The organism is Yersinia similis (assembly GCF_001053095.1).
Classification (GTDB): Bacteria; Pseudomonadota; Gammaproteobacteria; order Enterobacterales; family Enterobacteriaceae; genus Yersinia; species Yersinia similis.
Genome location: NZ_CGBP01000077.1, coordinates 1 through 1,763 on the forward strand (window position 1 = coordinate 1; position 1,763 = coordinate 1,763).

Below are 1,763 nucleotides of genomic sequence, written 5' to 3' on the forward strand. Positions count from 1 at the left end.
AACAACTTACCAGCTAACCCGTGCGCCTATTGTGCCGCCAACCGTATAGTTGTCACTGACATTCCGCGTAGCGCCCAGCAGATTGACATTGCCGTAAATTGCATAGCGCCCATTCTGCCATTCATACGTGCCGCCCGCGCCTAAACCTACTGACTGGCGCTCATCCCGGGTAGCGAACTCAATACCCGAAACCTGCACTTTACTGCCGTTGAGGAACTCATTGTGCAGATCGAGATGGCTGTAAATGTGTGAGCGGCGGGTGCTGCCGTCTTTCGCGCTCCAGGCCGTTTCCTTATCCAGGGAAACACCGATACGCCCCCGCAGGCTATCACCCTCTTGCAGTGAAACTTCGCTATCAAACGTATCGCGGAAGGTATCGAAATCCACCCGTGAATAGCTCACCTGCATCTGCGGGGTCAGCGACACCCCGTTACCCAGAGCATAACGTTTACCCGTTTCTACCGCCGAGGTATACCCACGGCCATTATTCCCGCTGATCAAGGCATGCCCCGCGGTGCTGGAGCTTAAATCACTGTCAAACCACATGGTCTGTAACTGGCCATCCACATACACGCCGTTATTGCCATACCAGGTCAGGCTGGTGCCAAGACCGTAACCCGAGCTATTAATGCTGCCATCACCAAAGAACGCGTTGATATCTGCTTTGGCTTTACCGTAGGAGAAGTTCACCCCGCCGGTCAGCAGTGAACCGCCCTGGCTCTGATACAACGGCACATCAATGCCGGTCTGCAACTTCCACACATCAATCTCACGCTGTGCACCGCTGGTGGAGCGGGCCGGGTCAGTGACCTGACGGCTCCCTTCGATACGGCCCCAGGCCCATTGATTATCGTCAAAATTTAGTGCTGCCAGCGCGCCCGGTGCCCCGTAACGGTTACCGACACGCTGTTGCAGCGTCGGCAGGGTATTCAGGGCGGCCAGCACCTGCGGATATTGTTCATACAACGGCACGCCCGCCTGATAGCGAACGCCCTCGGTTAGCATCAGTTCTGAAGAGAGATACCAGTTGCGGCCCGCCGTGGTGGCTTCCCCGTCGGCCTGCAAGGTGTAGGCATACGCCCCGCCCACCACCGCCTGATAGCCATCCGTGGTGACATAGTCCCCGGCCAGCAGGAAGGTGTCATCCTGCGCCAGACCGTCCACGGTGATCAGGTTGATGCCATTGAGGGTTTTATCGCCCAGGCCGCCCGCATTGTTCACCCGAACCGAGGTGGTGCCGGTGGCATCGCCGTTGATCACTAACCGGTCGGTGGCAGAATCGTCATCGCCCAGCACCGTATCAAGTGCCAGCCAGGCACCTTCGCCGGAACCGTTACTTTCACCAAAATAAGTCCCGGTCACGGTCAACCGATCATCCGTAGCGGCTCCATTGCCGCCGGTATAGCTGTTTGACAGCAGGATCCCGCCGGCACTAATAAGGTTACCGCTCAGAACAGAGTCACCAAGCGAGGACAGCGCGCCACCTTCGCCCAGGGTTAATGCACCGGTTTCAGTGGCCACCAGCGTCGGGTCGGCGGCGATATCAGCGGCACTGAGGCGGTTTAATGCGGCGCTCGTGAGTGCCCCGGTGACCGGCGTCAGGCCCAGCGTGGCGTTATCCAGCACCAAAATCCCCCCGGCGATATTGGCAGACAGGAAGGCATTGGCGTCACCATCAGCCATATTGGAGCCGGTTAGCGTCCAGATGCTGTTGTTGGTTTTGGTCAGGGTGCCGAAACCGGTGATCCGGTTCGAATCGCCAT

At 58.3% G+C, this 1,763-nt stretch carries 1 protein-coding gene; it reads right to left on the reverse strand.

Features of this window, described 5'->3' with window-relative positions; translation table 11 throughout:
- Positions 1-6: 6 nt before the first annotated feature.
- Positions 7-1,763: autotransporter family protein (locus AC971_RS21420; RefSeq protein ID WP_156170271.1), on the reverse strand; the 1,757-nt coding region annotated here is incomplete at its 5' end.